The organism is Peribacillus sp. P4_C12, assembly GCF_056402095.1.
On record NZ_JBFUIB010000509.1, the window covers coordinates 1 to 2558 of the forward strand.

The 2558-nt window shown below is 34.8% G+C and carries 5 protein-coding genes and 1 pseudogene; all 6 read left to right on the forward strand.

Annotation, left to right across the window (positions count from 1 at the left end; genetic code table 11):
- Positions 1-216, forward strand: a pseudogene (locus AC1DUW_RS25660) (sulfurtransferase); the annotation flags it as partial.
- A 15-nt stretch (positions 217-231) separates the two neighbouring features.
- A complete protein-coding gene (locus AC1DUW_RS25665) occupies positions 232-492 on the forward strand; it encodes a metal-sensitive transcriptional regulator (protein ID WP_053345627.1) in 261 nt (86 codons plus the stop codon).
- Between the two features lie 138 nt (positions 493-630).
- Positions 631-936, forward strand: a complete 306-nt coding sequence (locus tag AC1DUW_RS25670; protein WP_053345628.1) for a monooxygenase — start codon at positions 631-633, stop codon at positions 934-936.
- Between the two features lie 310 nt (positions 937-1246).
- Positions 1247-1726 carry a DsrE/DsrF/DrsH-like family protein gene (locus tag AC1DUW_RS25675; RefSeq protein WP_053345629.1) on the forward strand — a complete coding sequence of 160 codons (480 nt, stop codon included), beginning with the start codon at positions 1247-1249 and terminating at the stop codon, positions 1724-1726.
- A 54-nt stretch (positions 1727-1780) separates the two neighbouring features.
- Positions 1781-2149, forward strand: a complete 369-nt coding sequence (locus AC1DUW_RS25680) for a rhodanese-like domain-containing protein (RefSeq protein WP_053345630.1) — start codon at positions 1781-1783, stop codon at positions 2147-2149.
- A gap of 16 nt (positions 2150-2165) precedes the next feature.
- Entirely contained in the window at positions 2166-2462 is a 297-nt protein-coding gene (locus AC1DUW_RS25685; protein WP_053345631.1) for a rhodanese-like domain-containing protein, read from the forward strand.
- The last annotated feature ends 96 nt before the right edge of the window (positions 2463-2558 follow it).

Consider the following 2558-nt stretch of genomic DNA (forward strand, 5'->3'; position numbering starts at 1 on the left):
GATATAAGGGCTTATAATCAAAAACAGGATGATATCAATAGAGATGCTTTGAATATCCCTTATGCATATTTGAAACGTTTTAATAAAGAAATCCCACATGAAAACATTCATGTAATTGCTTCCGATAAATTAGAAGTGAACTTGGGGCTGCGCTTCTTAATTGGAAAAGGAATTAAGGTAACCAGTTATGAGATAAGTGATTGTGTTTGTAAATAGATGGGTGGGTAGAATATGGAATACGATAAAAGCGTCATCAATCGGTTAAAGCGAATTGAAGGTCAAATTAAAGGAGTTCTAGGAATGATGGAGCAGGGAAAAGACTGTAGAGATATCGTCACACAGTTGTCTGCTGCACGAAATGCAATTGATAGGACTATGGGCGTTATTGTAAGTGCAAATCTAGAACAATGTGTTCGGGAAAACATAGAGAAAGGTGAAGGCACTGAACATCTTGTAAAAGAAGCTGTAAATTTATTGATAAAAAGCAGATAAAAGAAGTAAAGTAAGCTGTCAGCAACGGTAAATTTAGGTGATATTCCGGAAAATGTACTAGGTAGTGTCTTTGTACCTCGATTAACACAAAATCTAAACAAAACGAATTTATTAGTTATTTAAAAGGGWGTGTTAAAAATGGCTTATATCTTACAAGTGGATTTTAAAATGGATGGACCATTTGGTAATGACATGGTTGAACAATTTACTGAATTAGCAAAAAGCATCAATGATGAAGAAGGGTTGATTTGGAAAATTTGGACTGAAGATAGCGAGGCAAAGGAGGCTGGTGGTATTTATCTGTTTGAGTCAAAAGAATCAGCTCAAAAATACTTAACTATGCACACTGCTCGATTAAAAGGATTTGGTATTGAGACAGTTAACGGGAAAATATTCGAAGTGAATGAAGGATTAACACAAATCAATCATGGTCCGTTTAAATAAGAGGTGTCTGCTAATCTAATCAAGATAGTTTACCTATATGTATGGTTTAAAACATACAGGAGGATGTGGTTAAGGAACCTATCCTTCTGTATTGTTACTTACTGTTCCAGGGATCTCTCAAAAAAACCTGGTGTATCAGGTTCCTTTTATAACATTTCAAAAGAAGAGGGTTGACGAAATAAACTTTTTACTATAACATATACCCTTCGGGGTATTTGAAACTAAACTACCAAAGTATCCATATAAAAGAATATTTTTTTAATGAAAAATATACCCATACGGGTAATTAGGAATCAAGGGGGAAAACAAATTGACTGAAAAGAAAAAAACAACGATTATTTTATTTAGTGGTGATTATGATAAGGCCATGGCGGCCTATATTATCGCAAATGGTGCAGCGGCTTATGATCATGAAGTAACCATCTTCCATACTTTCTGGGGATTAAATGCTTTACGAAAAGATGAGCCATCGACATTAAAAAAAGGCTTCCTTGAAAAAATGTTTGCAAAAATAATGCCTCGAGGTTCTGATAAGATGGGGTTATCCAACATGAACTTTGCTGGAATGGGCCCTAAAATGATTAAACATGTAATGAAAAAACATAACGCCATGTCACTGCCTCATTTAATTGAGTTGGCTCAAGAACAAGAGGTCAAATTAATAGCTTGTACGATGACAATGGATTTATTGGGCTTGCAACAAGAGGAATTATTAGATGGAATAGAATACGCGGGTGTGGCAGCTTATCTAGCAGACGCAGAAGAAGGTAATGTAAACTTATTCATTTAAGCAATAAAATGTGAAATAGGGTAAATTTCATGGTAAGGAGGGGAGGATATTAAAATGGAAACAGCATTTAATGTCATAATAATTTGGGCAATTGCTTGGTTTTTATTTCAGCGCTTTGTCCCGGCAAAGGGAATTAAGAATATTAATACGAGTGAGTTAAAAGCTCAATTAAGTAACAAAGGAAGTAAGCAATTTATTGATGTCCGTACACCTAATGAGTATAGGGGCAATCATATTAAGGAGTTTAAGAATATTCCCTTATTCGAACTTCATAAAAGAGCACAAGAACTTTCAAAAGATGAAGAAGTCTTTGTCATCTGCCAAAGTGGGATGAGAAGCAGTAAAGCAAGTAAGTCATTAAAAAAACTTGGATTTAAAGAAGTTACCAACGTAAAAGGCGGCATGAGTGCTTGGCACAATTAAAAGGAGGTATTTAATCATGAAAGAAATCTCACCAAATGAAGTGAATGCATTATTAAAGGGAAACTCGACAATTAATATTATAGATGTTCGGGAAGTAGATGAAGTAAAGGCTGGGAAAATACCCAATGCTATGCATATCCCATTGGGCCTCGTGGAATTTCGAATGCAAGATTTGGATAAATCAAAAGAATATATCATGGTTTGCCGTTCAGGAGGCAGAAGTTCAATGGCAGCAAAACTACTTGAAAATCATGGATATAAAGTGCTAAATATGACAGGCGGTATGCTTGAATGGAACGGTCCAATAGAATAATTTTTAAATTCATAAATACCCCCATCTGTATTAGCAAAAAAGGAGGAAAAAAACATGATTAAAACAAATTCCGTATTAGATGCAAAAGGATTAGCA